Annotated in this window: 23 protein-coding genes and 3 tRNA genes; 13 read left to right on the top strand and 13 right to left on the bottom strand. The window is 67.1% G+C overall.

Annotation, left to right across the window (positions count from 1 at the left end; all coding sequences use genetic code 11):
• Positions 1-123 precede the first annotated feature (123 nt).
• Complete coding sequence (locus BLV94_RS40295; protein ID WP_072947063.1) at positions 124-2154, bottom strand: bifunctional copper resistance protein CopD/cytochrome c oxidase assembly protein; 2031 nt, start codon at positions 2152-2154, stop codon at positions 124-126.
• Between the two features lie 103 nt (positions 2155-2257).
• Here BLV94_RS40295 and BLV94_RS40290 point away from each other — a divergent pair, with 103 nt between their 5' ends.
• Together BLV94_RS40290 and BLV94_RS40285 are read left to right on the top strand one after the other, a co-directional pair.
• A complete protein-coding gene (locus tag BLV94_RS40290; protein WP_072947062.1) occupies positions 2258-2635 on the top strand; it encodes a DUF4345 family protein in 378 nt (125 codons plus the stop codon).
• 57 nt (positions 2636-2692) lie between these two features.
• Positions 2693-2765: transfer RNA gene (locus BLV94_RS40285), tRNA-Arg, on the top strand.
• A gap of 87 nt (positions 2766-2852) precedes the next feature.
• On the opposite strand, the gene BLV94_RS40280 is transcribed toward BLV94_RS40285, so the two are convergent.
• The 4 genes from BLV94_RS40280 to BLV94_RS40265 all read right to left on the bottom strand — a co-directional run bounded on the left by BLV94_RS40280 (position 2853) and on the right by BLV94_RS40265 (position 6184).
• Positions 2853-3821 (bottom strand): alpha/beta fold hydrolase, encoded by a 969-nt coding sequence (locus BLV94_RS40280; protein WP_072947061.1) that lies wholly within the window; start codon positions 3819-3821, stop codon positions 2853-2855.
• A gap of 28 nt (positions 3822-3849) precedes the next feature.
• Positions 3850-4674: an alpha/beta fold hydrolase gene (locus BLV94_RS40275; RefSeq protein ID WP_072947060.1), complete on the bottom strand. Its 825-nt coding sequence runs from the start codon at positions 4672-4674 to the stop codon at positions 3850-3852.
• Positions 4675-4904: 230 nt separating this feature from the next.
• Positions 4905-5468 (bottom strand): PaaI family thioesterase, encoded by a 564-nt coding sequence (locus tag BLV94_RS40270; RefSeq protein ID WP_072947059.1) that lies wholly within the window; start codon positions 5466-5468, stop codon positions 4905-4907.
• Positions 5468-6184 carry an SDR family oxidoreductase gene (locus BLV94_RS40265; protein WP_072947058.1) on the bottom strand — a complete coding sequence of 239 codons (717 nt, stop codon included), beginning with the start codon at positions 6182-6184 and terminating at the stop codon, positions 5468-5470. Before BLV94_RS40265 ends, BLV94_RS40270 begins: the two co-directional genes overlap by 1 nt.
• 87 nt (positions 6185-6271) lie before the next feature.
• On the opposite strand from BLV94_RS40265, the gene BLV94_RS40260 reads away from it, so the two are divergent.
• Positions 6272-6775 (top strand): winged helix-turn-helix transcriptional regulator, encoded by a 504-nt coding sequence (locus BLV94_RS40260; RefSeq protein ID WP_072947057.1) that lies wholly within the window; start codon positions 6272-6274, stop codon positions 6773-6775.
• A gap of 101 nt (positions 6776-6876) precedes the next feature.
• Positions 6877-8220, top strand: coding sequence for an NADP-specific glutamate dehydrogenase (gene gdhA / locus BLV94_RS40255; protein WP_072947056.1), 1344 nt, complete (start codon positions 6877-6879; stop codon positions 8218-8220).
• A 64-nt stretch (positions 8221-8284) separates the two neighbouring features.
• On the opposite strand, the gene BLV94_RS40250 is transcribed toward gdhA, so the two are convergent.
• The 4 genes from BLV94_RS40250 to BLV94_RS40235 all read right to left on the bottom strand — a co-directional run bounded on the left by BLV94_RS40250 (position 8285) and on the right by BLV94_RS40235 (position 11173).
• Positions 8285-8497, bottom strand: a complete 213-nt coding sequence (locus BLV94_RS40250; RefSeq protein WP_072947055.1) for a hypothetical protein — start codon at positions 8495-8497, stop codon at positions 8285-8287.
• Positions 8498-8637: 140 nt separating this feature from the next.
• Entirely contained in the window at positions 8638-8847 is a 210-nt protein-coding gene (locus BLV94_RS40245) for a hypothetical protein (RefSeq protein WP_072947054.1), read from the bottom strand.
• Positions 8848-8860: 13 nt separating this feature from the next.
• The gene (locus BLV94_RS40240) at positions 8861-10033 is read right to left on the bottom strand and encodes a fatty acid desaturase family protein (RefSeq protein ID WP_072947053.1); all 1173 of its coding nucleotides are present in this window, start codon (positions 10031-10033) and stop codon (positions 8861-8863) included.
• Positions 10034-10063: 30 nt separating this feature from the next.
• Positions 10064-11173: a ferredoxin reductase gene (locus BLV94_RS40235; protein ID WP_083395962.1), complete on the bottom strand. Its 1110-nt coding sequence runs from the start codon at positions 11171-11173 to the stop codon at positions 10064-10066.
• A 118-nt stretch (positions 11174-11291) separates the two neighbouring features.
• On the opposite strand from BLV94_RS40235, the gene BLV94_RS40230 reads away from it, so the two are divergent.
• From BLV94_RS40230 to BLV94_RS40220, 3 genes are all read left to right on the top strand, one after another.
• The gene (locus tag BLV94_RS40230; RefSeq protein WP_072947107.1) at positions 11292-12002 is read left to right on the top strand and encodes a TetR family transcriptional regulator; all 711 of its coding nucleotides are present in this window, start codon (positions 11292-11294) and stop codon (positions 12000-12002) included.
• Between the two features lie 23 nt (positions 12003-12025).
• On the top strand, positions 12026-12874 hold the full coding sequence (locus BLV94_RS40225; RefSeq protein WP_072947051.1) for an alpha/beta fold hydrolase: 849 nt from the start codon (positions 12026-12028) through the stop codon (positions 12872-12874).
• Positions 12875-12951: 77 nt separating this feature from the next.
• Complete coding sequence (locus BLV94_RS40220) at positions 12952-13530, top strand: DUF4203 domain-containing protein (protein WP_072947049.1); 579 nt, start codon at positions 12952-12954, stop codon at positions 13528-13530.
• Here the strand turns inward: BLV94_RS40220 and BLV94_RS40215 are convergent.
• Positions 13527-14852, bottom strand: coding sequence for an MFS transporter (locus BLV94_RS40215; RefSeq protein ID WP_072947047.1), 1326 nt, complete (start codon positions 14850-14852; stop codon positions 13527-13529). The genes BLV94_RS40220 and BLV94_RS40215 overlap by 4 nt on opposite strands.
• A 126-nt stretch (positions 14853-14978) precedes the next feature.
• On the opposite strand from BLV94_RS40215, the gene BLV94_RS40210 reads away from it, so the two are divergent.
• Genes BLV94_RS40210 through cmrA form a run of 3 tightly spaced genes read left to right on the top strand, consistent with a single transcriptional unit; the run spans position 14979 to position 18372 of the window.
• Complete coding sequence (locus tag BLV94_RS40210) at positions 14979-15512, top strand: PadR family transcriptional regulator (protein WP_072947106.1); 534 nt, start codon at positions 14979-14981, stop codon at positions 15510-15512.
• A 13-nt stretch (positions 15513-15525) separates the two neighbouring features.
• Complete coding sequence (locus tag BLV94_RS40205) at positions 15526-17550, top strand: NADPH-dependent 2,4-dienoyl-CoA reductase (RefSeq protein WP_072947045.1); 2025 nt, start codon at positions 15526-15528, stop codon at positions 17548-17550.
• An 18-nt stretch (positions 17551-17568) separates the two neighbouring features.
• Entirely contained in the window at positions 17569-18372 is an 804-nt protein-coding gene (gene cmrA / locus BLV94_RS40200) for a mycolate reductase (RefSeq protein ID WP_072947043.1), read from the top strand.
• A 63-nt stretch (positions 18373-18435) separates the two neighbouring features.
• On the opposite strand, the gene BLV94_RS40195 is transcribed toward cmrA, so the two are convergent.
• Positions 18436-20172, bottom strand: coding sequence for a helicase HerA-like domain-containing protein (locus BLV94_RS40195; RefSeq protein WP_072947041.1), 1737 nt, complete (start codon positions 20170-20172; stop codon positions 18436-18438).
• An 85-nt stretch (positions 20173-20257) separates the two neighbouring features.
• Here BLV94_RS40195 and orn point away from each other — a divergent pair, with 85 nt between their 5' ends.
• Both orn and BLV94_RS40185 read left to right on the top strand, forming a co-directional pair.
• The gene (orn, locus tag BLV94_RS40190) at positions 20258-20857 is read left to right on the top strand and encodes an oligoribonuclease (RefSeq protein WP_072947105.1); all 600 of its coding nucleotides are present in this window, start codon (positions 20258-20260) and stop codon (positions 20855-20857) included.
• Positions 20858-20943: 86 nt separating this feature from the next.
• Positions 20944-21019 (top strand) — tRNA-His (locus BLV94_RS40185).
• 60 nt (positions 21020-21079) lie between these two features.
• Here BLV94_RS40185 and BLV94_RS40180 read toward each other — a convergent pair.
• Positions 21080-22315 carry a L,D-transpeptidase gene (locus BLV94_RS40180; RefSeq protein ID WP_083395821.1) on the bottom strand — a complete coding sequence of 412 codons (1236 nt, stop codon included), beginning with the start codon at positions 22313-22315 and terminating at the stop codon, positions 21080-21082.
• Positions 22316-22603: 288 nt separating this feature from the next.
• Here BLV94_RS40180 and BLV94_RS40175 point away from each other — a divergent pair.
• Positions 22604-22676, top strand: a tRNA-Lys gene (locus tag BLV94_RS40175).
• A gap of 156 nt (positions 22677-22832) precedes the next feature.
• Here BLV94_RS40175 and BLV94_RS40170 read toward each other — a convergent pair.
• On the bottom strand, positions 22833-23054 hold the full coding sequence (locus BLV94_RS40170) for a DUF3618 domain-containing protein (RefSeq protein ID WP_037236402.1): 222 nt from the start codon (positions 23052-23054) through the stop codon (positions 22833-22835).
• Positions 23055-23091 lie beyond the last annotated feature (37 nt).

Here is a 23091-nt window from a genome sequence, read left to right as displayed (position 1 = left end):
GTGCCGTCCGGCGGCGCCGTTTTCGGCCTGCAGCGGACATCTGTGGAGAAATCGAGCGGTTGTGGATGGAACCGCGAAAACGGCCCCGGGAGCCCCGAACGTGTCGGGGCGGCGTGCTAACGGTCAGCGCCCGGCCTCGCGGTCCCGTCGCGCCAACTCCGCGAACATCGCGTTGTGCGCTGCCAGATCCGCGTCGTCGTCCCGGTCCGCGGCCCGGTCGACCCGCCGCGCCGTGCGGCCGTCGCTGCGGGACCACTGGATGAGCAGCGCCATCATCACCAGCACCAGCGGGATCTCACCGGTGGCCCAGGCAATGCTGCCGCCCAGTTGCTGGTCACCCACCAGGTCGGCGTTCCAGCCGAGTCCGAGCGATCGGTAGTACCACTCGCCCATCACGGCGCCCATGCTCATCAGCGCGACGCCGAAGAAGGCGTGGAACGGCAGGGAGCCGAACACCATCGCGAGCTTCGTCACCGGTTGCAGCTTGCGCGGCGACGGGTCGATGCCGATCGCGACCCAGTAGAAGAGGTAGCCGCTCAGCAGGAAGTGCAGGTTCATCAGGACGTGCGCGGAGTGGGAGTCGACGGCGGCCTCGAAGATCCCGCCGAGGTACAGGGCGTAGAAACCGCCCACGAACAGCACCGCCGCGACGACGGGGTGCGTGATGAACCGGGAGAACGGGCTGTGCAGCGCGGTCAGGATCCATTCGCGCAGTCCCGGCACACCGTTCTTGCCCGCGGGATCGAGGGCGCGCAGGGCGAGCGTGATCGGGGCACCGAGCACCAGGAGAACCGGCGCCAGCATGGACAGCGCCATGTGAGCGCCCATGTGCACGCTGAACACGGCCGGCGAGTAGCGACCGACACCCGACGACGTGGCGATCAGCAGCACCACGCACCCGCACATCCAGGCGACGGTCCGGCCGACGGGCCAGCGGTCGCCGCGCCGCCGCATTTTGCGCAGTCCGAGCGCGTACACGACGGCCAGCACGATCGCGGCGGTGCCGTAGAGGAGGTCGAATCGCCAGTCCAGCATCAAGCGGGCGAACGTGGGCGGCCCCGCCAGGTTGTAGCCGAGTTCCACCTCCGTGAGGGTGGGCGCCGCGGTCGGGGGCGGCGGGGGCGTGCGGCCGAGTCCCACGGCGAGACCGATCGTCGCGGCGAAGACCATGACCTCCGCACCGGCGAAGCGGATCAGGTTGCCGCGTTTCGTCGGATCCTTCTGCAGTGCGGGCAGCGCCCGGCGACGCTGCGCCCACCCGAACACACCGAGTACGACGAGGGCCACGATCTTCGCGACCACCAGGCGTCCGTACGTGGTGTCGACGAGGTCGCCGATCTGGACGCGGACGAGAGCGTTCACGACACCGCTGACCGCCATGACGACGAAGCAGACGGTCGCGACCGCGGAGAACCTGCGCGCCGCGACGTCGGTGTAGGCGCCGCGCCGACGCGCGTGGGCGAGGAGAGCGAACAGACCGCCCGCCCACAGCGAGGCCGCCACGAGGTGCAGGATCAGGCTGTTCGTCGCCATGTCGTGCGAACCGCCCGAGGACGAGTGCCCGGTCAACGCGAGCGGCATCAGTCCGAGGATGCCGACGACCAGCAGGATCGGCGTCCACCACCAGCGCAGCACGAGCCGGGAGGCGATCGCGAGGACGATGGCGATGATCGCGGTCCAGCGCCAGGCGCCGGCGAGTTCGACCTGATCGATCGAATTGAAGATGTTGGCCGGCTTGACCGCTTCGGCGAAGGGTTGCCCGGACGTGTCCGACAGCGTCAACGGGACGAGGACGAGGGCGGTCGCCGCCCACACGATCGCGGCGTACGACGCGGTGCGGACGGCGCGGTAGCCGTCCACGTCGAGGACGCCGGACTTCTGCGGTGGCACGAAGAACGCGGCGAGCAGCAACGATCCGATCGTGATGACGGCAGCGATCTCCGACACGGCCCGCATGGCGGGCAATCCGTAGGTGGTGATCGGTCCGGGATCCGGAATTCCCAGCAGCACGAGCGCCTGAGCAGCGGAGAGTCCGACGACGATTGCCGCTACCAGGCCGGCGATGAGACCGCCGACGACGAACAGGGCGGTCGAATCGGCACGATTCGGGGGTTTCGAAGCCGGGTCGGACGCCGCGAGCTGGGGTGTAGCCATACATCAAGGGTAGGACCTACGACAGGCCGTCGGAGACGCGAGGGTCCGTCTCGGTTCCGGCTACCGTCGACAGGGACGTGTCGCAGGGAAACGAGAGGCTGAGATGGCGGAGTTTCTGATCATCGTGGTGGCACTGTTCTTCGCGGGCATGGGCGTCTACGGGCTCGCCCTGCCCGCCCGCCTGGTCGCACCGTTCGGTCTGACCGCGGATTCGGCGACGGCCCGCGCCGAGGTGCGCGCGGTCTACGGCGGCTTCGGTGTCGCGGTGGCGGGCCTGCTCTTTTTCGCGGCCTTCGACGCCCACGGCATCCGATCCGTCGCCGCGGTGACGGTGGCCGTCGCCCTGCTGGGGATGGCATTCGGCCGGATCGTGGCCGCCCTCACCGACCGGCCGACCCGGTTCTACCCCGTGTGGTTCTATTTCGTCGTCGAGATCGTTCTGGCGGGACTCCTGCTCTGCGCGGCGGTCCTGGGCTCGTGACGCACACCCCCCAGCCCCGGTCGGAGCACTCGGGGCGGCAGGTAATATTTGCTGCGCGCCTCCGTAGCTCAGGGGATAGAGCAAGAGCCTTCTAATCTCTTGGTCGCAGGTTCGAATCCTGCCGGGGGCACTCGTTCGACGGAGCGTCAGACGGCGAAAACCCCCGATCACCTGCACAGTCAGGGATCGGGGGTGCCCGTCCGCCCGAGCCCGGCCCTCACGAACCGGGGCAACTCGTTGCCGGGGCGATCACGGAGCAGATCTGCTCGACCACGAGGGCGGGATTCTCGTTCTCGATGAAGTGACCGCTGCCGGTCTGCGTGATGTGGGTGGCATCGAGGGCAGTCGAGAGGAGCGCGGCGGCGTCGAGCCACTGCGGCCAGTACGTGTCGGCGTCGCCGATCCCGAGATAGTCGAACGGCTCGTCCGAAGTCAGGACGGCGGCGGGCATCGCAGGCAGCGGGGGCATGGTCTCGAGCGCCGCGAGCGTGGCGGGATAGTCGGGTGTCTCCGCACCGGGATGGTTCCGGCCGTTCGTCTCGATGTCCCGCATCCACTGGTCCCACACGGCAGGCGGCAATGTCGATTGCAGATACTGCGATCCCGGATCGACGAGGACGAGACCGGACACGTCGTCCGGATAGGTCCTGGCGTACGCCGACGCGATCATTCCGCCCCAGGAGTGTCCGACCAGCACATGGGGTCCCTCCAACTCGGCGACCGTCAGCAAGGCACGAAGATCTGCCGCGTCGCCCTGCGCAGTGGTCGGTTGCGTCACGCCGGTCGATCGGCTCGCGGTGCCGTCCATCTGCTCCGTGCCGGGACGGTCGTAGGCACATACTCTGGTGAACTTCGCGATGTCGGGGTGTACGGCGAGCTCGGTGCGGACGGGCGGGGTCGTCTGATCTGTGGGGTCGCCCGTGTAACTCCAATTGTCGGCGGCGACCCCGGCCCCGGAGACGAGCACGACCGTGGGCGAACCGGAACCGCGGCACTCGAGATAGATGCCGCGGCCCCCACCGATATCGACCAACCCGGAACGGTCACCGGCACCGGGAACGAATCTGCCCGCAGTCGCCGTCGGAGTCGTCGTGGGCGCGGGGCCGTCCGCCGCGGTGCCACAACCGGACACCACGACGCACCCGAGCGCCGCGATGCATCCGGTACGGCGAGCGAGGCGGGACACGCGTCTCACGACGATCGGAACACCGGCGTCAGCCCTTCAGGAAGGCCAGCAGGTCGGCGTTGATCGTCTCCGCCTGCGTGGTGGGCATGCCGTGGGGGAAGTCCTTGTACGTCTTCAACGTCCCGTTGGCGAGAAGTTTCGCGGACAGGGGTCCGGCGTCGGCGTAGGGAACGATCTGGTCGTCCTCGCTGTGCATCACGAGCACCGGCACCGTGATCTTCTTCAGGTCTTCGGTGAAATCGGTCTGCGAGAAGGCGACGATGCCGTCGTAGTGGGCCTTGGCCCCGCCCATCATCCCTTGCCGCCACCAGTTCTCGATGATCGCCTCCGAGGACTCCACGCCCGGCCGGTTGAATCCGTAGAACGGCCCCGACGGCAGGTCGCGGTAGAAGACGGAACGGTTGGCCGCGAGTTGCGCCTGCAGATCGTCGAACACGGCCTTGGGCAGGCCGCCCGGGTTCGCCTCCGTCTTCACCATCAGCGGCGGCACCGCGCTGATCAGTGCGGCCTTCGACACTCGGCTCTCGCCGTGTCGCGCGAGGTAGTGCGCGACCTCGCCGCCGCCGGTCGAGTGGCCGATGTGGATGGCGTCGTGGAGGTCCAGGTGTGCGGTCAACTCCGCGAGGTCGTCGGCGTAGTGGTCCATGTCGTGGCCGTCGCCGGTCTGCGTGGAGCGTCCGTGCCCGCGCCGGTCGTGGGCGATGACTCGATAGCCGTGCTGGAGGAAGAACAGCATCTGGGCGTCCCAGTCGTCGGCCGACAGCGGCCAGCCGTGGCTGAACACGATGGGTTGACCGGTTCCCCAGTCCTTGTAGAAGATCTCCGTGCCGTCCTGCGTGGTGATCGTGCCCATGGGTGTGCCTTCCTTGACCGCTCCGGGAATGACGCTGATGAGGACGGGATTCAGTACATCAAACTTCGGTATGCCGTAGGGCTGCTTCGACCGGCGGCGGTGTCCCGTACTCGCGCGTAGCAAACCGACTGATTAGTCTTGTTCACGCATCGCCCCAACCCGACGGGGCAACGGTGCATCGGGACCCGCCACTCCCCTCCGCGGGTGGCGGGTTTCCCGACCGTCCTGCGTCAGCCCTGTGGTGGAACCTCGAACACCAGCAGCGTGCTGGTGGCGGTGGCCACCAGGCGGCCCTGCGAGTCGGTGACCTCCCCTTCCGCGAAGGCGATGCGGCGGCCCGCCTTCTTCACGACACCGGTGGCGGTGAGCGCCCCGGAGTCGCGGGTCGCCCCGCGGATGTAGTTGACCTTGATCTCGACCGAGGTGTACCCCCACCCGGCGGGCAACGTGGTGTGCACGGCGCAGCCGGCGACCGAATCGAGCAGCGTGCACACGGCGCCGCCGTGGATGGCGCCGATCGGGTTGTACTGTGACTCGTCGGGATCGAGCGCGAAGACCACCCTCCCGGGTTCGGCCTCGAGAAACCGCAGATTCATCAGGCTGGCGATGGGCGGCGCCGGAACGCTGCCGTCGAGGATTGCCCGCAGGTAGGTGAGGCCGTCGAGTTCCCGGGCCGTGCGCGCCGGACCTGCCGGGTCGTGCCATTCGACGATCTTCGACCGGGTCTCGCCCCACTCGCCGGCGTCCGGCAGGCTCTCGACCGTCGACACCTCACCGTTTCCGTACGGCCTCACTATGCGGCTCCCCGCTGCGCCGGCTGCGGATAGAGGACGTCGAGGTCGCCGGACAGCGCCGCCTTGACGGTGCGGGTGGTGTCGTCGGCGAGCACCTCGTGGGCGCCGGACTCGATGCCGTCGAAGGCCAGTCGTGCGACCTCGGCCGCGGAGATCTTCTGCACGTCCAGACCACTCGTCATGTCAGTGTCCATGTAGCCGAGATGCAGCCCGACCACCTGGATGTTCTGCGCCGCGAGTTCGGCGCGCATGGCGTTGGTGGCGCTCCACAGGGCGGCCTTCGAGACGCTGTAGGAGCCGCCGATCGCCAGCCACGACAGCACGGAATGCACGTTGAGGATCGCGCCACCGCCGTTGGCGGCGATGATCGGTGCGAGCGCGCGTGTCACGTTGAGCGGGCCGTAGAGGTTGGTTTCGAGTTCACGGCGCATCCCGTCGAGATCGCCCGTGAGCGGCGACTCGCCGACGAGGATCCCGGCGTTGTTGATCAGCACGCCGAGATCCCCGACGAGTTCCGCTGCGGCATAGACCGATTCGGGGTTCGTGACATCCAGTTGGACCGGCACGACCCGCGGGTGCCCGTCGATCGTGGACGTGTCGCGCGCCGACGCGTAGACCGTGCGCGCTCCTCGTGCGAGCGCCTCGGCGACGAAGGCCCGGCCGAGCCCGCGACTGGCCCCGGTGACCAGCACCGTTCGATCTTGAATCGTGGTCATGACGACCCCTTCGAGTGAGTAAGTCTGCTTTTCCAACTAACTATGTCGACGACAGTAACCCCTATCAGTTGGAAAACGCAACCCTCTATGATGGAAAGCATGAGCAACGGCGACACCAAGCCAGCAACACCCGAGATCGTCATGGACCGCATGCCCCTGACGCCGAGGCCCTGCGCCATCGCCGCCACCATGGAGTTGATCGGCGACCGCTGGTCGATGCTGGTGATCCGGGAACTGTCCTACGGGGTGCACCGCTTCGACCGGATCGCAGGCTACATCGGCGTCTCGCGCGACATCCTCACCGCACGGCTGCGCAAGCTGGAGGAGGTCGGCGTCATCGAACGCAGGCAGTACTCCGAGCATCCACCGCGCTTCGAGTACCACCTCACCCCCGCGGGCGAGGACCTGCGGCCACTGCTGCTCTCCCTGTTCCAGTGGGGCAGCAAATGGGCCGTCGACGAGGCTCCGTCGGTGCTCGTGCACGAGTGCGGGCACTCGCTGGAACTGGAACACCGCTGCGCGCACTGCGGCGAAGCGGTCGAGAACACCGCTGTCGCAATGCATTCCCGCGCACCGCGACGAGAATCCTGAGCTGCCGGCACGGCCCGATACAGGACGTCCTGACACCGGTCTATAGTTTCCGATGTAAACGTCAGGTAAAGAAGTCCTCACACGTAAGGCAGGGGTGGTCTGTGTCAACGCGCGACCGGGTAGCAGAGATCTACGAGCAGGTCCGTCTGCGGAACGCCGGAGAACCCGAGTTCCACCAGGCCGCCGCGGAGGTCTTCGAATCGCTCCAGGTCGTGCTCGAGCACCGTCCGCACTACGCCGATTCCGGACTGATCGAGCGGCTGTGCGAGCCCGAACGTCAGATCATCTTCCGGGTGCCGTGGGTCGACGATTCCGGCAACGTGCACGTGAACCGCGGTTTCCGCGTGCAGTACAACAGCGTGCTCGGCCCCTACAAGGGTGGGCTGCGGTTTCACCCCAGCGTGAACCTGGGAATCGTGAAGTTCCTCGGGTTCGAGCAGATCTTCAAGAACGCCCTCACCGGGCTTCCGATCGGCGGCGGCAAAGGCGGCTCCGACTTCGACCCCAAGGGCCGTTCCGAAGCCGAGGTCATGCGCTTCTGCCAGTCGTTCATGACCGAACTGCATCGCCACATCGGGGAATACACCGACGTCCCCGCAGGTGACATCGGGGTCGGCGGTCGCGAGATCGGCTACCTGTTCGGCCAGTACAAACGCCTCACCAACTCGTACGAGTCGGGCGTTCTCACCGGCAAGGGACTCACCTGGGGCGGCTCGCAGGTGCGTCGGGAGGCCACGGGGTACGGCGTCGCCTACTTCGTCGCCGAGATGCTGAAGACCGCGAACAGTTCACTCGACGGCAAGACCGTCGTCGTCTCCGGTTCCGGGAACGTCGCGATCTACGCGATCGAGAAGGTGCACCAACTCGGCGGAATCGCGATCGCAGCCTCCGATTCCGCGGGATACGTCGTCGACGAGAAGGGCATCGACCTCGACCTCCTGAAAGAGATCAAGGAGGTGCGGCGGGGACGGATCAGCGAATACGCGGACACCGTGCCGCACGCCCGGTTCGTGCCGAACGGTTCCATCTGGGATGTGCCGTGCGACGTCGCGCTCCCCTGCGCCACCCAGAACGAACTCGACGAATCAGCAGCCAAGACCCTGGTCACGAATGGTGTGCAGGCGGTGGCGGAGGGCGCGAACATGCCCACCACCCCGCAGGGCGTCCAGGTGTTCCGCGATGCCGCCGTGGCATTCGCGCCGGGCAAGGCGGCCAACGCGGGCGGGGTCGCGACGTCGGCACTCGAGATGCAGCAGAACGCATCCCGCGACTCGTGGGGCTTCGAGTACACCGACGAGCGGTTGGCCGGGATCATGCGCGGCATCCACGAACGGACTGTCGCCACGGCCGCCGAGTACGGCATGCCGGGCGACTACGTGCACGGCGCGAACATCGCCGGTTTCGTGAAGGTCGCCGACGCCATGATCTCGCTGGGCGTCATCTAGAAGCAACGTAGGGTCAGGGCCTGGCCGTCGACGCCACGCCCCACGCTCCGACAGCACGGGCGCGTCAGCTCACCTGACACTGTGTCTGACCCCATTCGACCCAGCACATCTGCTTGACGTCGGGCCTGGGGTTCTTGTTGGGCAGGGGCTGGGAACAGCCGGTCTCGCAGATCGGCTTGGCCGAGGCCATACCTGCGGCACCGGTCAGCGAAATGGCAAGGGCCGCAAATCCGGCGACGGCGATGCGCGCCGTGGTGGAGATCGTGGTGGGAGACATGGGTTCCTTTCGGGGGGCGGTTTTCGTGCTGCAACCAGCATCGGCCTCAGCCCCGCCCGCAGAAAGGCCGCCGAGGGTGCCATGAACGCACCCCCGGCGGCCCGATCTCTACCCTGGGTCGATACGCGCCGGCCGGTTACTCAGTCGACCGTCTCGCCCTCGCCCTCGTCTTCGCGGGCCTTCTTCGCGGCCTCGCGCATTTCGATTCCGTCGGATACCCAGTCGCCGATCTCCCGGGTGACGTCCCGGACGGCGCCCGCGATGATCGTCGCGATCTTGCCCACGTGCGTGGCCGCGGACTCCGTCAGTTCCTGCACGGTGTCCTTGCGCCGCTCGAACTTCCCCACCATGTGTTTTCGCCTCTCAGGCTGCAGTCTTCTGCCGCTCGACGATAACACCGGGAGGGGTGTCGGACGAGACGAGACCGGGCGGCAGTGCGAACGTGAAGATCTTCCCCCACACGGAGCCGATCTGCTTGAAGAAGCCACCGGTGTTGTACGGCAACCCGTGCTTCTCGCACAGCGCCTTCACGACGGGTGCCATCTCCGGATACCGGTGGGCAGGCAGGTCCGGGAACAGATGGTGCTCGATCTGGTGCGACAGGTTGCCCGACATGATGTGGAACAGCGGGCTCCCTTCGATGTTCGCGCTGCCGAGCATCTGCCGGACGTACCACTCGCCGCGGGTTTCCTCCGCGGTCTCGTCCTCGGTGAAACTCTGCACGCCGGTGGGGAAATGGCCGCAGAAGATGATCGAGTAGGCCCACACGTTGCGGATCAGGTTGGCGGTCACGTTGCCGAGCAGTGTCGGGACGAACAGCGGCCCGGTGAGCGCGGGAAAGATCACGTAGTCCTTGAGCACCTGCCGGCCGGCCTTGCGCCACCAGCCCCTCAGCAGCGGCTTGACGTCGTGCCACTTGCGCTTGCCCTGGATCACGTTCTCCGCTTCCAGGTCGTGCATCATGACGCCCCACTCGAAAAGCATCATCAGGAAGAAGGCGTAGACCGGGTTCCCCAGGTAGTAGGGGTTCCATTTCTGCGCCTCGTCGATCCGCAGGATGCCGTAGCCGATGTCCCGGTCCCGGCCGAGGATGTTGGTGTACGTGTGGTGCATGTAGTTGTGGGAATGCTTCCACTGATCGGCAGGGCAGACGGTGTCCCATTCGAACACCCGGGAGTTCAGGCCCGGTTCACGCATCCAGTCGTACTGACCGTGCATGACGTTGTGGCCGATCTCCATGTTGTCGAGAATCTTCGACACGCCGAGGGCGCCGACGCCGGCGATCCAGGCCGGCGGGAAGAAGCCGAGATACATCAGACCGCGGCCTGCGACCTCGAATCCCCGCTGCGCCTTGATGATCTTGTAGATGTATTCGCGGTCCTCGGCGCCGAGGTCCGCAACCGTCCGGTCGCGGAGGGCGTCCAGTTCCCTGCCGATCTCTTCGACCTGGTCGTGGCTGAGCACCACCGGGGCGGCGTTACGGGAACCGTCGGTGCCGCCGACGAACGGGAGGAACGAGAGTGAGAGTCCAAACATGTCGGTCTCCAAACGTTGATGTCGTGAAAGTCAGATGTCGAGGGCGACGTCGCCCACCGGAACCGAGACGCACAGTTGGATCGCCTTGTCCGGGTCGGTGTCGGTATCGCCGGTGCGGACGTTCCTGGTGCACCCCGATGTCTTCACCGTGGTGCAGGAGAAGCAGATGCCCATCCGGCAGCCGTACTCCGGATGGAGTCCGGCGGCTTCCGCCTGTTCGAGCAGTGTCGCACCGGAGTTGTCCGCGGTGACGCCGCTGGCGGTGAAGGACACCGCGCCGCCGGCCTCCCCCTCCACCGGGGCTGCGGCGGGAGCGAACTCCTCGGTGCGCAGACGGTCCTCGATGCCGAGTTCGCGGTACACCTCCCGGACGCCACGCATCAGTCCGGGCGGGCCGCACAGGAACGTTTCGGCGTCGGCGTACCAGGGCGCCACCGCGTCGAGGTGCTCCTGACCGAAGAACCCGTGCAGGTGCCCGCCGGCCTCCTGATCGGTGTACGCCAGTACGAGGGAGACGTTGGCGTTCGCGTCCGCGAGTGCGCGCAACTCGTCTAGGTACGCGACATCGTTTTCGGTGTACGCGTAGTGCAGAAAAGTGATGCTTCCGACGTGCTCCTCGTCGACGAGGGTGCGCAGCATCGACAGAACCGGGGTGATTCCGCTGCCTCCGCTCACCAGCAGCAGCCGGCGCGGACGAGGAGACGGAAGGGTGAATTCGCCCGCGGCCTGAGACAGGTCGAGCACGAGTCCGGGGCGCGCCTGCGCGTGCAGGTACTGCGAGACGAGCCCGTCGGGATGCGCCTTGATCGTCAACTCGACGTGTCCGTCGGTGGACGACTGCGCATTGGCAGGCGAGTAGCAGCGGGTGTGCCGAACCCCGTCGATCACGACCCCCACCTGCACGAACTGCCCCGCGCGGAATCCACGCCACTGGCGGGTGGGGCGCAGCGTGAGAGTGACGGTGTCGGCCGTGGACCGCCGGACCTCGACGACTTCGGCGCGAAGGTCGCGCACGGTGACCATCGGCGTGACGAGTTCGAGGTAGCGGTCGAGCTGGTGCGGAGTGGCCATCGCCTCGAACAACGACAGCAGCGAGAACCTGCGTCCCTCCGCCGGACCACTGGTGTGGGCAACTGACACGTCAGCCTCCTCCATTTGAGTGCACGGTTGTACACTGACAATAGTGTGACAGAGGGAGACAGGAACTTGTCAATCGCAATGTGACCGCACGCACACTCGAGGCGGGGATCGGATGCGCATGCCGGACGACGAACGCGAACACCCGGAGGTGGTGGCGGTGCTCTCCCCCGCGAATACACTCACTGCCGTGAGTCAGTCGACCGGCGCCGAACCCGAGAGCAGGGCAGCGCGGAAGGAGCGCACGAGGAAGGCCCTCCTCGACGGCACGCTCGAACTGATGTCGGACCGCAGTTTCGCCGGCGTGAGCCTGCGCGAGATCGCCCGCACCGCGGGAATCGTGCCCACCGCGTTCTACCGCCATTTCGCGTCCATCGAGGAACTCGGCGTGGTGCTCGTCGAGGAGGGCATGCGGATTCTGCGGCAGATGCTGCGCGACGCCCGCCGCACCCCGAGCACAAAGAGTGCAGGCGCGTCGCTCGACATCCTCGTGCGGCAGGTCCGCACCCACGAGGCGCAGTTCCGGTTCCTCAGCCGCGAACGCTACGGCGGTGTCCCGGAAATTCGCCGTGCGATCGCGACCGAGATGAAGCTGTTCGTCAGCGAACTCACGGTCGATCTGTCCCGCATCGACGGCCTGCAGACCTGGGACCACGACGACCTGGAGATGGCGGCCGACCTCATCGTGTCCACCATGTTCGCCGTCGTCGTCGATCTCCTCGAGGCCGATCGTCCCGGAAGCCGAAGCGAGGCCGAGGTCGTCGCGCGCGCCGAGCGTCAACTGCGCCTGATCATGCTCGGCATGAGCGGGTGGAATCCCGGAAAGAAGTAGGTCGCCCGCCGTACGGTGGGGGCATGTCGACTCTCCTCGAGCACACCCACGTCCCGGTAGGGCCGCTCACCTTCGACGTCACGGTCGGTGGCCCGACCGACGGCGACGCCGTCCTGTTGCTGCACGGATACCCGGAGAGCGCGGCGTCGTGGTCACGGGTCGCGACCCTCCTGAACGACGCGGGCCTGCGGACCTACGCGCCGAATCAGCGCGGCTATTCGCGCGGTGCGCGCCCCGACGGTGTCGAGTCCTACCGGATCGACCACCTCGTCGCCGACGTCGTAGGGCTGCTCGACGCCCTCGACATCGACACCGTGCATCTCGTCGGCCACGACTGGGGATCCATCGTGGCTTGGTGCGTGGCGGCCCGCCACCCGGGTCGCGTCAGGTCGCTGACAACGGCGTCGGTTCCCCATCCCGCGGCCTTCGGCTGGGCGCTACGCGAGGACGCCGACCAGCAACAGCGATCGTCGTACATCCAGTTCCTGCGGACGGAGGGCAAGGCCGAGCACGTCCTACTCCGCGACGACGCCCAGCGACTGCGCGCGGTGTTCGGGGACGTCGTGAGCTCCGAACTCGTAAACGAGCACGTGGGACTTCTGAGTGAACCGGGCACACTGACGGCCGCGCTGAACTGGTACCGGGCGATGACGAAGGACTTCGAGGCCACCCCAGCCGTCACGGTCCCCACGACGTATGTCTGGAGCACCGGCGACCTCGAGCTCGGGCGTGCGGGTGCGGAGAAGTGTGGCGAGTTCGTCGATGCGCCCTACGAGTTCGTCGTCCTGGACGGCGCCACGCACTGGATCCCCGAGGAGTGCCCGGAGGCACTCGCGAAGGCGATCCTCGATCGCGCTCGGGCGGCTGGATAATCGGCAGTTCCCCTCCCCCGGCGGCGACACGTCTGGTGTGATGGCACTACTCGTCTCGTGCACCCTGGGAGGGCACCATGAGTGGCATCGCAATCCTTCTGGTCGGCGCGGTTCTGTGCTTCGCCGGTGTCGGTTCACTGCACGTCGCCGTTCTCGCCTCCGGATTCGGCCTCGGCTGGCTCGTGTCCGACCTGCTGTCGCTGTCGCTCGGAACGACGTTCCTGGTCGCGGCGATCGGTGCGGTCGTGGTGTGGGCGGCCACCACTCTGGTCTTCAAGTTCGCCGCATTCTTCATCGGAATCATCGCGGGCGCGGTGATCGGAGCGAAGCTCAGTCGCGTTCTGCAACCGGATGACGCCAGCTGGATCCTGAGCGGAAGCGTGATCGTCGCGCTCGCCGTCGCCTGCGGGTTCGTCGCCGACCGGTACCGGGCGCGGGCGCTGCTGTGGCTCACCGCACTCGGCGGCGCCAGCTTGGTGCTGACCGGACTCGGCCTCGCCGTCCCCCCGCTGGGTTTCTTGGAGGATCCGAACGAGGGCACCCAGCAGTTCTTCGCCACACTGATCTGGATCGTCGTGGCGGCAGCGGGCTGGCTGACGCAGCGGCGGCTATTTCCGGAGAAGCTCCGGATCGACGACAATCGCGCGCGGCGCTAGTCGCGCTCGGGCGCCTTCACCACCGTCAGCGCGGCGAGCCCGATCCCGAGCACGATCACCAGGCCGATGATTCCGGCCCGATCCGCCGCGAACCACCAGGCGAACAACCCGAACAGGGTGGGCGAGAGGAACGACACCGCGCGACCGGTGGTCGCGTAGAGACCGAACATCTGGCCCTCCCGGCCGGGCGGTGTGATCCGGGCCAGGAATGTGCGCGCCGACGACTGTGCGGGACCGACGAACAGGCACAGCAGCAGTCCGAAGATCCAGAACATGACCGGTCCCGACACCGCCGTGAGGACGACACCGACGACGATCATCGCGATCAGGGACGCCATGATCACGGTCTTCGGGCCGATCCGGTCGTCGAACCGGCCTGCGGTGAGCGCGCCGAGCGCGGAGACGACATTGGCCGCGACGCCGAACAGCAGCACGTCACCCGTGCTGATGCCGTAGACGTTGACGGCGAGGACTGCGCCGAAGGTGAAGACACCGGCCAGTCCGTCGCGGAACAGCGCGCTCGCCACCAGGAAGTACACGGTGCGCCGGTCGGCGGCCCAGAGGTCGCGCAGATCACGCCACAGCACCCGGTACGACTCGAGGAAGCCGGCCTTGTCCGCGCCCGGGTCTGCGTGCGGACGGGCCAGCTCGGGGACCTTCAGCAGGACGGGAATAGCGAAGACCGCGAACCAGACGGCGGCCAGCAGCGCGACCATCCGGATGTTCAGGCCGCCGTCGGTGGTGAGTCCGAGGAATCCGCGAGTGTCACCGTCACCGGCGATGAATCCGAAGTAGCACAGCAGCAGGAGCACGATCCCACCGAAATAGCCCATCGCCCAGCCGAACCCGGACACCCGGCCGATGTTCGCCGGCGTGGACACCTGCCTGAGCATCGCGTTGTACGGGACGCCGGCCAGTTCGAAGATCACCGAACCTGCAGCGAGCAGCACCAGCCCGAGCCACAGGTACTGATAGGAGTCGCGGACGAGGAACATCGCCGCCATGCACCCGACCGTCGCGAAGGTGAGGACGCCGAGCGCCCATTTGCGTCGTCCCGCGGCGTCGAATCGCTGACCGGTGACGGGGGCGAGCACGGCGATGAGGAAGCCCGCGATGCCGAGCGACCATCCCAGCCACGTGCTCGCGGAGATCGACCCCGGCAGGTCCTCACCCACGGCGTCCGTCAGGTACACGGAGAAGACGAACGTGAGGATCACGGCGTTGAAGGCCGCCGAACCCCAGTCCCACAGCCCCCACGCGACAACCTGCCTGCGCGTCGCGGCCTCGCCGATCCCGGCCGGCGGACGAACGTCGGTGCTCATGCCCGCGAGCCTATGCGAGTGAACGGAGAGTTCGTGCGGTCTGACGCGACGAGCGTCCCGTTCGGACGGAAGAACTTAGTGTGCACTCAGTTGCATACGCACCTCGTTGCATACATACTTCGGTTCGTGGCACTCGAACATGCGCTTCTCGTCTCCCTGACCGAGCACTCCGGCTCGGGTTACGAATTGGCGCGCCGGTTCGACAAGTCCATCGGCTTCTTCCAGAGCGCCACCCACCAGCAGATCTACCGCGTCCTCAAACGCATGGACGAGGCGGGATGGGTCGACGCCGAGGTGGTGGCGCAGGACGGCCGACCCGACAAGAAGGTGTACCGGGTCAGTGCGGCCGGAAGCGCGGAACTCGCGCGATGGATCGCCGAACCCACCGAGCCCAACCACCTGCGCAACGAGCTGGCAGTGAAGATCCGCGCCGCTCGACACGGTGACGTCGCCGCACTCACGGCCGAGGTCGCCCGCCACCGCGACGGCCACGCCGCCCGGCTCGAGGTCTACCGCATGATCGAAAAACGCGACTTTCCCGCACCGGACCAGCTCTCCGGCGCAGCCCTGCACCAGTACCTCGTCCTGCGCGGCGGAATCCGCGTCGAGGAGGGGTTCGCCGACTGGTGTCAAGAAGTACTCGACGCGCTCTCACGATAAGGACACGCCGCCAATGACACAGTTTCCCCAGCTGCTCGCCCCTCTCGACCTCGGCTTCACGACGCTGAAGAACCGGGTGATCATGGGCTCCATCCACACCGGACTCGAGGACCGCGCCAAGGACGTCCCCCGGCTGGCGGAGTACTTCGCCGAGCGCGCCCGCGGAGGGGTCGCGCTGATCGTCACCGGCGGTTACGCGCCCAACCGGACGGGCTGGCTGTTGCCGTTCGGCGCGAAGCTCACCAACCGTGTCGAGGCCCGCAGGCACCGCGCGATCACGACGGCGGTGCACGACGAAGGCGGCAAAATCGCCCTGCAGATCCTGCACGCCGGCCGGTACAGCTACCAGCCGTTCAGTGTCTCCGCCTCGTCGATCAAGGCCCCGATCAACCCGTTCCGGCCCCGCAAACTCACGGGCCGGGGCGTCCGCTGGCAGATCCGCAACTTCGTTCGCTGCGCACGGCTCGCGCAGCAGGCGAATTACGACGGCGTCGAGATCATGGGCGGTGAAGGCTACTTCGTCAACCAGTTCCTGTGCGAGCGCACCAACAAGCGCACCGACGAGTGGGGTGGGACTCCCGAGAACCGCCGCCGGATGGCCGTCGAGATCGTCCGCCGCACGCGCAAGGCGGTCGGCCCGGACTTCATCATCATCTTCCGCCTGTCGATGGCCGACCTCGTGGAAGGCGGTCAGACCTGGGACGAGATCGTCGCGCTGGCACAGGAAGTGGAGGCGGCGGGCGCAACCATCATCAACACCGACATCGGCTGGCACGAATCGCGTGTCCCCACGATCGTGACGTCGGTACCGCGGGCCGCGTTCGCCGACATCACCGGCAAACTCGAGAAGCACGTGACGATCCCCGTGGCCGCGTCGAACCGGATCAACATGCCCGAGGTCGCCGAGGAGATCCTGACCCGCGGTGACGCACAGCTGATCTCGATGGCACGCCCGATGCTCGCCGACCCCGACTGGGTGCGGAAGGCGGAGGCGGGCACCCCCGACGAGATCAACACGTGCATCGCGTGCAACCAGGCGTGCCTCGACCACGCCTTCGTCCGCAAGCACGTGTCGTGCCTGCTGAATCCGCGGGCAGGCAGGGAGACGGAACTGACACTCTCCCCCACCCGGACCGCGAAGCGGGTCGCCGTCGTCGGCGCAGGCCCCGCGGGACTGTCCGCGGCGCTCGGGCTGGCCCAGCGCGGCCACTCGGTGACCCTGTTCGAGGCGGATTCGGAGATCGGCGGCCAGTTCGGCATCGCCCGCAAGATTCCCGGCAAGGAGGAGTTCGCGGAGACCATTCGGTACTACACCCGCCAGCTGCCGCTCGCCGATGTCGACGTCCGGCTCGACACCCGCGTCACCGCGGCCGAGCTGGTCGGCACGTACGACGAGGTGATCGTCGCGACCGGTGTGACGCCCCGCGTCCCGTCGATTCCGGGGATCGACCATCCGAAGGTGCTCACGTATCCGGAGGTCGTCCGGGGCGGCAAGCCCGTCGGACGGTCGGTCGCGGTGATCGGGGCCGGCGGGATCGGCGTCGACGTCAGTGAGTTCCTCACCCACGAGTACTCCCCGACTCTCGATCTGAAGGAATGGAAGCAGGAGTGGGGTGTCACCGAACCCGAGGCCGCGGCGGGCGCGCTCACCACACCCATTCCCGAACCGTCGCCGCGTGAGGTGTACCTGCTGCAACGCAAGAGCGGCCGGATCGGCGCAGGACTCGCGAAGACCACCGGCTGGGTCCACCGTGCGGCGCTGAAGAGCAAGGGCGTCCAGGAACTGTCCGGGGTCAACTACGAGCGCATCGACGACGACGGCCTGCACATCACGTTCGGCGCCAAGCGGGAGAAGCCCCGCACCCTCGCCGTCGACAACGTCGTGATCTGCGCGGGCCAGGAATCGGTGCGTGACCTCGTCGACGACCTGACCGTCGCCGGCGTCACCACCCACGTCATCGGGGGCGCGGACGTCGCCGCCGAACTCGACGCCAAGCGCGCCATCGAGCAGGGCACCCGGCTCGCGGCCCGCATCTGACGCACTACGCTGCTGACCGTGAGCTTGCCGAACCCCACCCCCAGTGCCCGCGCCGTCGTGACCGGCGCCTCGTCCGGAATCGGCGAGGCGCTGGCCGCCGATCTGGCCTCCCGGGGCCACTCCCTGATCCTCGTCGCGCGACGCGGCGAGGTGATGGAGTCACTCGCCGGGACCCTTCGCGACCAGTACGGCGTCGAGGTCGACGTGCGCGCGTGCGACCTGTCCGATCGGGACGCGCGGGCCGCACTCGTCACCGAACTGGCGGGCCGTGAGGTCAGCGTCCTGTGCAACAACGCGGGTATCTCCACGTTCGGGCCCGTCGCCGGACTCGACCCCGCGTACGAGCGGGCCCAGGTGGAACTCAACGCCGTTGCGGTGCACGACCTCACCCTCGCGGTGCTGCCCGGGATGATCGAACGCGGGTCCGGGGCGATCCTCATGGTCGGCTCGGCGGCGGGCAACATGCCCATCCCGCACAACGCCACCTACGCCGCCAGCAAGGCGTTCGTCAACACGTTCTCCGAATCGCTGCGCGGCGAACTCAAGGGGACGGGAGTGAACGTCACCCTGCTGGCCCCCGGCCCGGTGCGCACCGAGGAGCCCGATCCGGCGGATGCGTCGATCGTGGACAGGCTGGTTCCCGACTTCCTGTGGATCTCCAGCGAATACACCGCCAAGGTGTCGCTCGACGGCCTGGCCGACAACAAGATGCGCGTCGTGCCCGGCATCATCAGCAAGGCGATGTCCGTTGCCGGGCAGTACAGCCCGCGCGCGGTGGTCGCACCGATCGTCGGGACGTTCTACAAGAAGCTGGGCAGTTGACCGTCGGGTGAATGTACCGTTCACCGCTGCCGAGGCGCTGAAAGGTACATTCGCCCAGCGTTTCTAGCGCTTGCGTCGTCGCCCCGTGCCGAAGATGCTGCGGGAGATCTCGCGGCCTGCGGCCGACGCGGCCGAGCGGAGGAAGCTCTTCACCGCGGAGTTCCCGAGGATCTGCTCGGCCATGTTCGGCTCCTCCGGCTGTGTGGGCGCCGGCGGCGGCAAGTCGGGCAGCGGGGGCAGGTCGAGGCCCGGGCCCGCGGCCGGCGCCCCGGCGACCTTGGCCGTCAGCTTCTCGTACGCCGACTCCCGGTCGACAGTCTGCCCGTACTTCGCATACAGCGGGCTCGACGACGCCGCAGCCGTGATCGCGTCGTTGCCGATGGTGTCCATCAGCGAACGGGGAGGCCGAATCCTCGTCCATGCCACCGGTGTCGGCGCGCCCCGTTCCGACAGGACCGTCACGATCGCCTCGCCGATGCCCAATGACGTGAGGGCCTTCTCGAGGTCGTAGTTTCCGGTGGTCGGGTACGTCCGTACCGTTTTGGTCAGCGCCTTCTGGTCGTCGGGCGTGAATGCGCGCAGCGCGTGCTGGATTCGGGCACCGAGTTGCGACAGCACCGCGTTCGGGACGTCCGTCGGCAACTGTGTGCAGAAGAACACCCCCACGCCCTTGGAGCGGATGAGCTTCACGGTCTGTTCCACCTGCTGCAGGAACGCTTTCGACGCGTCCGCGAACAGCAGGTGTGCCTCGTCGAAGATGAAGACGAGCTTGGGTTTGTCGAGATCGCCTTCCTCGGGCAGGGTCTGGAACAGATCCGCCAGCACCCACATCAGGAAGGTGGAGAACAGTGCCGGGCGCGCGGCCTGGGCACCCAACTCGAACAACGTGATCACACCCGTGCCGTCGATCACCCGGAGCAGATCCTCGGTCTCGAGTTCGGGTTCCCCGAAGAACGTGTCGCCGCCGTCGGCTTCGAGATTGACGAGGGCCCTGAGGATCACACCGGCCGTGGCCGGGGATACGCCGCCGATGCCCTTCAGATCGGCCTTGCCCTCGTCGCTGGTGAGGTGCGCGATGACCGATCGCAGATCCTTCAGATCGAGCAGCGCGAGCCCCTGGACGTCGGCCCAGTGGAAGATCAGCCCCAGCGTGGACTCCTGAGTCTCGTTGAGCCCGAGCACCTTGGCGAGCAGGATCGGCCCGAACGCGGTGATGGTCGCGCGGACGGGGATACCCAGGCCTTCCGTTCCCAGCGAGAGGAATTCGACGGGGGATCCCGCGGGCCGCCACTGGTCGTCGCCGGTCTCGGCCGCCCGGGCGGTGATCTTGCCGGTGGCCTTGCCCGGCTGTGACAGACCCGACAGGTCGCCCTTCACGTCGGCCATCACCACGGGAACCCCTGCAGCCGACAACTGCTCGGCAATACCCTGCAGCGTCTTCGTCTTTCCCGTCCCGGTGGCGCCGGCGACGAGTCCGTGCCGGTTGATCGTCGCGAGAGGGATACGCACCCGGGCCGTCCGATCCACGGCGCCGCCCAGAACCACGGTCCCCAGCTCCAGAGCCGCACCCTCCGACGCGTATCCGGCCGCGATGTCCGCGGCGGCACCGGAGGGGGCCGCGGCACCTGCAGGAGCGCGATTCTCCTCAGCCTCCGCGTCCCGGGCTTCCTTCTCCGCCGCCTCCGCAGCGGCTGCGGCCTCCGCCGCGACCCTGGCCGCTTCGGCGGCTGCCGCCCGCGCCGCCGCTGCCCTTTCCGCCGGAGTCGAGGTCGCGCCGCCGTCCTGCGATTGCTGGGTCATCGAAGCCCTCCTCGGATCACGCACGTCGGGAGAAAGTGTCCACCGCAAACCATATCCCGTCACCCACTTGACTACTGTGTTCCTGGTGCAGGACAAACTTGTGTGGATCGATTGTGAAATGACCGGGCTCCGCCTCGGCACCGACAAGCTGATCGAGATCGCAGCTCTGGTCACGGACAGCGAGCTGAACGTGCTCGGTGAGGGTGTCGACATCGTCATCCACGCCGACGACGACGCGCTCGCGGCCATGCCCGACGTGGTGACCAAGATGCACGAGAACTCGGGACTGACCGACGAGGTCCGGAAGTCCACGGTCACACTCGCCGAGGCCGAGCAGCAGGTGCTCGCCTACATTCGCGAGCACGTGCCGGTCGCCGGGACGGCGCCGCTCGCCGGCAACTCGATCGCCACCGACCGTGGGTTCATCGCCCGCGACATGCCGGACCTCGACACCTACCTGCACTACCGCATGATCGACGTCAGCTCCATCAAGGAACTGTGCCGCCGGTGGTACCCGCGGATCTACTTCGGTCAGCCCGAAAAAGGTCTCGCCCACCGCGCCCTGGCCGACATCAAGGAGTCGATCCGGGAGTTGAAGTACTACCGGAAGACGGCGTTCGCGGCCGAACCAGGGCCGTCTACCAGCGACATCGCCGCAGTCGTCGAGGAACTCGGACCCGCCTGAGATACCGATTGGCGTTTTGCGCATCGAACGCGCTAATATCTTCCTCGCCGAAGTTACTGCCCCCGGGCGGTGACAGAAGCGCAATGGTGGGTGTAGTTCAGCTGGTAGAGCACCAGGTTGTGATCCTGGGTGTCGCGGGTTCGAGTCCCGTCACTCACCCCACACGGAAAGCCCCCGGCCTCGGCCGGGGGCTTTCCTCTTTGCGATTGGTCTGACGCCCGCTCAGGCGTTGGCGTTGCCGGCCTTCCAGACATCCCACGGGATGTTCCAGTCCCCGAGGCCGTCCGTGCCCGACAGGGTGCCGCCCAGCGTGTTCTTGACGACGACGATGTCGCCGCGCTTCGTGTTGTCGTACACCCACTTCGCGTTGGACGGGCTGAGGTTCAGGCAGCCGTGGCTCGCGTTCGAGTAGCCCTGCTGCCCCACCGACCACGGCGCCGAGTGGAAGAAGATGCCGCTGTACGACATTCGTGTGGCCCAGTCGACGGGAGTCTTGTATCCCTGCGGGGAGTTGACGGGCACACCGTACGTGGACGAGTCCATGACAAGGTTCGCGAACCGGTCGCCGATGATGTAGACGCCGTTGTCGGTGGGTGTGTCGTCCTTACCCATCGACGTGGGCATCGTCATGATCACTTCGCCGTTGCGCTCGAACGTCACCTGTTTGGTGTTGTCGTCCGCCGTCGCGATCACGGCGTCGCCGATGGTGAAGGCCGTGTGGACGTCCTCCTGGCCGAACAGTCCGTCACCGAGATCACGTCCGTACACGGCGACCTTGACGTCCACGGCGGTGCCGGGTGCCCAGTAGTTCTGCGGACGCCACCGCACCTCGCGGTTGTTCACCCAGTAGAACGCGCCCTCGACGGGCGGATTGGTCGTGACCGTGATCGCCGACTCCGCCGACTTGCGGTCGGGGATGTTCTCGTCGAACTGGACGGCGATCGGCTGACCGATGCCCACCACGTCGCCCTCGGACGGCATGACGTACGGCTTGGTGACGTTTCCGGGCGCGCTGGTGGTGAATTCGGACGTCGAGACGGTGCCGCCACCGAGCCCGTTCGCCTTCACCTCGAGCCGGTACTCCTTGTCGTAGCCCAGCGGCTCCGTGTTGACCCAGGACAACCCGTCGGGGGCGATGGCGCCGTCGACCGGTTCACCCTCCGGGTTGAGCATGGTGACCTTCGCCAGCGTGCCGTCGGCCACTGTCACCGTCACCGGCTGTCCCGGCGAGAATCCCACTGCACCATCGACGGCCGACGCCGTCAGCTTCGGCTTGATGAGTTCGGTGACCGGATTGGAATCGATCGGCGCCTCACCTTCCGTGACGCTGTCGGCACCGGAGACGGTGCACCCTGCGATCGACAATGCGAATACGAGTGATGCCGCCACAATCGTCGCCGTCTTCGAGACGGATCCCACCGATTGCGCCCGCATGCGCCCGCCACGCCCCACACCCATGGATAACCCCACTTCACGTCCTCGCTCCGAATTCACGTTCAAGCCGGCACGTCCCTCGCCTTCGCAAGACGAATCGGCACGTCGAGACCGTGTGGTCTCCAATGATGCCAGCCACTGGAGACCGGTTCCAACCAAGCGCCGGGCCGCTCAATAACGTTCGAATATCAATCGTGACCAGCGGCGCTCTTGTTACGCACCCCCTGCGGATGGGGTCGTCACGAGGAGTCGCGACCAGGCGATTTGCATTCCCGAGAAGCGACCCGCTAATGTTCTGTCTCGCAAGAGCGAGCGCCTATAGCTCAGTTGGTAGAGCAAGTGACTCTTAATCACTGGGTCCGGGGTTCGAGTCCCTGTGGGCGCACTTGCACGAAGGCCCCCATCCTCTCACGAGGATGGGGGCCTTTTTCGTTGTCACCATCTCACCGGACCGTGCGGGCGGTCAGATGACGAACGGGCCGCCGGAACGTGAAGTCACTGCGAACTTCACCTCCGACGGCCCGTTGTCACGGGGGGTCGTTCAGCGCAACGCTTTGCGGAGCACCAGGAGCCCTGCCACCGCACCCACGGCGATCAGTCCGTACTTGACCGCCGGCTCGTTCAGCTTCGCGATCAGCGTCCGCTTCGTGTTCTCCACGAGCCGCTTCGGGTTGGTGCGGACCGTCAATTCGTCGAGAGTGCTCGCGAGCTGATTACGCGCGTTCTCGATCTCACGCTCGATGCTCTCGGTGTCCCTGGGCACGTGTCCTCCAACTTGTTCGACTGGTTCGATCAGCGAG

It is taken from the genome of Rhodococcus koreensis, assembly GCF_900105905.1.
GTDB lineage: Bacteria > Actinomycetota > Actinomycetes > Mycobacteriales > Mycobacteriaceae > Rhodococcus_F > Rhodococcus_F koreensis.
Note: the sequence above shows the minus strand (reverse complement) of the source record. Positions and strands in the feature narration are given on the sequence as shown.

What these genes read in the sequence shown, in the direction of transcription:
- BLV94_RS40180 (WP_083395821.1), bottom strand. Translation starts at nt 22,315, where the DNA reads ATGGGTGTGGGGCGTGGCGGGCGCATGCGGGCGCAATCGGTGGGATCC.
- BLV94_RS40195 (WP_072947041.1), bottom strand. Translation starts at nt 20,172, where the DNA reads ATGACCCAGCAATCGCAGGACGGCGGCGCGACCTCGACTCCGGCGGAA.
- BLV94_RS40275 (WP_072947060.1), bottom strand. Translation starts at nt 4,674, where the DNA reads ATGGGCACGATCACCACGCAGGACGGCACGGAGATCTTCTACAAGGAC.
- BLV94_RS40215 (WP_072947047.1), bottom strand. Translation starts at nt 14,852, where the DNA reads ATGAGCACCGACGTTCGTCCGCCGGCCGGGATCGGCGAGGCCGCGACG.
- BLV94_RS40295 (WP_072947063.1), bottom strand. Translation starts at nt 2,154, where the DNA reads ATGGCTACACCCCAGCTCGCGGCGTCCGACCCGGCTTCGAAACCCCCG.
- BLV94_RS40225 (WP_072947051.1), top strand. Translation starts at nt 12,026, where the DNA reads ATGTCGACTCTCCTCGAGCACACCCACGTCCCGGTAGGGCCGCTCACC.
- BLV94_RS40240 (WP_072947053.1), bottom strand. Translation starts at nt 10,033, where the DNA reads ATGTTTGGACTCTCACTCTCGTTCCTCCCGTTCGTCGGCGGCACCGAC.
- BLV94_RS40250 (WP_072947055.1), bottom strand. Translation starts at nt 8,497, where the DNA reads ATGTCTCCCACCACGATCTCCACCACGGCGCGCATCGCCGTCGCCGGA.
- BLV94_RS40260 (WP_072947057.1), top strand. Translation starts at nt 6,272, where the DNA reads ATGATGGAAAGCATGAGCAACGGCGACACCAAGCCAGCAACACCCGAG.
- BLV94_RS40290 (WP_072947062.1), top strand. Translation starts at nt 2,258, where the DNA reads ATGGCGGAGTTTCTGATCATCGTGGTGGCACTGTTCTTCGCGGGCATG.
- BLV94_RS40220 (WP_072947049.1), top strand. Translation starts at nt 12,952, where the DNA reads ATGAGTGGCATCGCAATCCTTCTGGTCGGCGCGGTTCTGTGCTTCGCC.
- BLV94_RS40230 (WP_072947107.1), top strand. Translation starts at nt 11,292, where the DNA reads ATGCCGGACGACGAACGCGAACACCCGGAGGTGGTGGCGGTGCTCTCC.
- BLV94_RS40265 (WP_072947058.1), bottom strand. Translation starts at nt 6,184, where the DNA reads ATGACCACGATTCAAGATCGAACGGTGCTGGTCACCGGGGCCAGTCGC.
- BLV94_RS40205 (WP_072947045.1), top strand. Translation starts at nt 15,526, where the DNA reads ATGACACAGTTTCCCCAGCTGCTCGCCCCTCTCGACCTCGGCTTCACG.
- BLV94_RS40245 (WP_072947054.1), bottom strand. Translation starts at nt 8,847, where the DNA reads ATGGTGGGGAAGTTCGAGCGGCGCAAGGACACCGTGCAGGAACTGACG.